The organism is Ohtaekwangia sp., from assembly GCF_036568665.1.
Classification (GTDB): domain Bacteria; phylum Bacteroidota; class Bacteroidia; order Cytophagales; family Cyclobacteriaceae; genus Ohtaekwangia.
The window spans coordinates 1-3,952 of the sequence record NZ_DATCSD010000469.1 but is presented as its reverse complement, the minus strand read 5'-3'; the positions used below and the strand labels follow the sequence as shown (position 1 = coordinate 3,952).

Genomic DNA, 3,952 nt, shown 5'->3' with positions numbered 1-3,952 from the left:
AGGTTTTTAACAAAGAACGACAGGAAAGGATTTACGATGTGAAGTGTAGAATCCTTCAGATCGCTGCTCGTCATACTATGATGCTGATAATTTACACCACCTAATACCTGGAAGTGTTCTGCCAGATCGTAGTTCGCATATACTTCTGCATTATCGAAGTAACCCTGGTAATCGCTGGAAACAGAAACGTTAGGATCCATATAGTCTCTGGTTACATAGGTACGCTTCACATTATCGCGACCGTATTGTACATGCACTGTGCCTTTAGAGAAAGCATAGTCACCACTCAAACCTGTATTCAGGAATGTGGAATGATATACCGGCACAACATCATCAGAAAAAGAACCGTTATCATATTTACCATTGAATTTGCTACAGCGTAAAAACGGGCGGAGTGTTAATCCCTTTACAGGATGAAAACCTACATTCAGTTGAACGGAGTTCTGATCATAACCATCTTTATCAAAACCTGCCCGGCCGGTTGTATCTTTTGCTTCGCTTATACCATCGGTCTTAAAGTATGTATAGCCTGCGTTATAGTCAACTATTTTGGTTATGCCCGACACACCTATATTTCCCTTGCGGGTATTGTATGATCCGTACGAAGCGGTACCCGATACACCAAAAGGCTTGTTACCTTTTTTCTTGGTGATAATGTTGATAACCCCTGCAACGGCATCGCTACCGTACAGCGCAGACTGACTACCTTTCAGTATCTCGATACGTTCGATCTGATCTATAGGAAGCATGCGCAAATCAAACGCACCACCTATACCACTCGGATCGTTTACGGGGATACCATCCAGCAATATCAAAGTATAGCCGCTGCCTGCACCACGCAGAAATACAGATTTATCTTTACCAGGATTACTGTTGGCACCGGTTATAACAACACCAACCTGTTCGTTCAATAACTGAGATATATCTTTACCGGCACTGCGCTTCAATTGTTCTTCATCAATGATGGTAAGAACTTTACCGGTTTCACTTTGACTTTTCGGAAATTTAGTAGCGGTAATCACAACTTCATCAAGACTGGAAGTTGCCAGAGAATCTTGCTGAGCTTTTGTTTTACTTGGTGCCAACAACCAAAGGGCAATCAGAGTCATTGCCCAGACTTTTGTCTCCTTTTTCATTACAGAAGGTTTAATAGGTTACTGAAAAAAGAGTAAAAGGCTGGAATGGGAAATGAAAGAAGAGACCGCTGGTATACGATCATTCATCAAGGCCGCATTCGTTGCTTTTTACCCGAAGCATTGAATTGAACAAATTGTAGTTGGCAGGTCTCCTGGCTCCTCCCTCCTTTGCTTGCCTTCTCATCGGCCTGCCGGCTGATAATGACGTTCGTTGCAAAAGTCAGATGCTGAGTATATCAACATCGGGATTACAGTAGCGGGAACTGCTCCGGACTCACACCGGTATTCCCTTTTAATTCCGTCATGCTATACATGACAAAAACCAATACAGCCGCAAGTATAGCAGTAATTTTGCTACCGTGAAAGGACTGATTATCCAACAAATGGTATTGCGTCTCTTTATACTGTTGTGAACGCTTACAGGCAAGCCGTATATTTGCCGATCCTATATGATCATGGCCAAACGTTTTTTATTTCTTCCGCTCTTCTCATTTTTATCCGTTTCATCTTTCGGACAAATCGCGCATGACTTTCTGGTAGGCGGTGGCCTCGATCTTATCAAGACGGATAACCGAAGTATTGCGAGTAAAGCTCAGATCGCGATGGAAGGAAATTATTTTTTAACACGCACCATCACGGCCTCGGGAGGATTGGAGATATGGACGGACGATAAAGTAAGTGTTGCTTTGGGTGGCAGATGGTTTCCGGTAGAGGAAGCATTTGTTCGCATCCGCGGACTTATTGGCGAAAATGATCTCTCCATCGGTGGCGGCTGGACACGCCCCATCATTAACGAACACTGGAAGTTTGAAACGATGGGCGACTTTTACTTTCGAGGAGATTTCTCCATTCGCGCTGGTGTGATGTATATCATCAGGAGATAGTTACATACAGCCGCGAGCTTCTGGCTGCGAGCCGCTAGAGGTGTGGGGGTGGAAGTAGAGAGTGTGCTTACTTCGACATTCATCAAATCGTTAACAGTTATCCGTTAATCATGAATGTGAAGAATTATACTTCGTCTTCCTGACTTCCGGTCTCTGCTTTAAACTTTCCACTTTCAGCTTACCTCTCTCCATGCATGGTTTTCACTAAAAATGCCGGCTCTTGTTTCAGGCAATGATGTAATTTTACCGGCAAAACGATCGCCCCCTTTTGTGCTACACTCCCTCTGTAAAATATCTGCTTTCATGCTGCTGGTTATGCTATGTTTTTCGGCAGCAGCCCAGGATTCGTTATATACTTTGAACGGCTATGTATACGATCGTGATACATCCACTCCGTTGCCCGGGGCAACGGTATATATAGCAAGTCTGGTAAAAGGCGTTACAACCAATGAGCAGGGATACTATACTCTGCATGCACCTGCCGGAAATTACCAGGTAACATTTTCTTTTATCGGCTATGAGCGTGATTCGGTGATGATCGATCTGTCGCGATCGGTTACGTACTCCATCAGGCTTCGTCCATCCGCCACTACTATAGCAGAGGTAACTGTCTCTGCACAAAAAGAAGACGAGAAACTAAAGCAAACAGAAACCGGGCACATCTCTATTCAGAAGAAAGATATAGAGTCACTTCCATACCTGCTTGGAGAGATCGATCCGGTGCGTATACTTCAGCTGATGCCGGGCGTACAGACGGCTGGTGAAGGAAGCACAGGTTTTTATGTGCGCGGTGGTGCTATCGATCAGAACCTGATGATGCTGGATAATACTACGATCTATAATCCGAGTCACCTGTTCGGATTCTTCTCTATCTTTAATGGTGCTACGGTAAACAACATCGATCTATACAAGAGTGGTATACCTTCCTATTATGGCGGGCGACTGTCTTCGATCACCAATGTAACTACGCGCAGTGGCAACAAAGAAAAATTTCATGGTGAAGGAAATATAGGACTTATTGCTACCAACATATTGGTGGAAGGTCCGATAAAAAAGAGTAAAGGTTCTTTCCTGGTGGCTGCCCGCAGAACGTATGTTGATCTGTTTGCCAAGGCACTTCGCGATCTTTCATTGCTGAAACAGGATATCCGGTATTACTTCTACGATCTGAACGTCAACGCAGATTATCAACTAGGACCAAAAGATAACATTCGCTTTCGCGGATACCTGGGTAATGATGATTTTCATTACAACACAAGTAGTACATTCAAGAATGATATATCCTGGAAGAATACTGCCGCCTCTATACAATGGCAACATACTTTTCATGAGAATCTCTTCTCGGAACTCATTGTAGGCACATCGCTCTACGATATGAAGTTTGGCGCTTCCATCAATACGTATGTTTTCAATGTAGTATCGAACATCGATGACAAAAATATACTATACCAATTCAACCTGCAGAAAAAGAAACATGACATCTCGTGGGGGTTACAGTATATACATCACACACTTCGCCCCAATAACATCCATGCTTATAGCGACAGTGTAGAACTCAACATCAGTCCACAAATAAAATTACGGGGTGAAGAGGCTGCCATTTTCCTCAACGACAAAATAAAACTATCCGATAAAGTAGAAGTAAGTGCCGGCATTCGTTTCTCCGGCTATAGTCAGCTTGGCCCCTTTACCCGCTATGTAGAGGATGAAAACTTTCAGATACTTGATACTATTACCTATAGCAAAGGCAAACGCATTAAAACCTACATGCGGGCAGAGCCGCGCCTCGCGGTTCGCTATAGCCTGAACGATTACTCATCCATCAAATTCTCTTACGACAAAACCTACCAGTATATGCACATGGCTCCATTGTCGTCAGTATCATTGCCGTTAGATGTATGGGTGCCTAGCTCCTCCATTATAAAACCTCAA

General features: G+C 43.7%; 3 protein-coding genes and 1 riboswitch. Of the genes, 2 read left to right on the top strand and 1 reads right to left on the bottom strand.

The annotated features are described in order from the left end of the window. Positions 1 to 1,136, bottom strand: a 1,136-nt coding sequence (locus tag VIN08_RS27485; protein ID WP_331972753.1) for a TonB-dependent receptor, incomplete at its 3' end; no start/stop codon positions are given. Between the two features lie 125 nt (positions 1,137 to 1,261). Further along, a riboswitch (cobalamin riboswitch) is annotated at positions 1,262 to 1,478 on the bottom strand. A gap of 113 nt (positions 1,479 to 1,591) precedes the next feature. On the opposite strand from VIN08_RS27485, the gene VIN08_RS27480 reads away from it, so the two are divergent. Beyond that, positions 1,592 to 2,020, top strand: a complete 429-nt coding sequence (locus tag VIN08_RS27480; protein ID WP_331972750.1) for a hypothetical protein — start codon at positions 1,592 to 1,594, stop codon at positions 2,018 to 2,020. A 303-nt stretch (positions 2,021 to 2,323) separates the two neighbouring features. After that, a partial coding sequence (locus VIN08_RS27475) for a TonB-dependent receptor (protein ID WP_331972748.1) occupies positions 2,324 to 3,952 on the top strand: 1,629 nt, incomplete at its 3' end.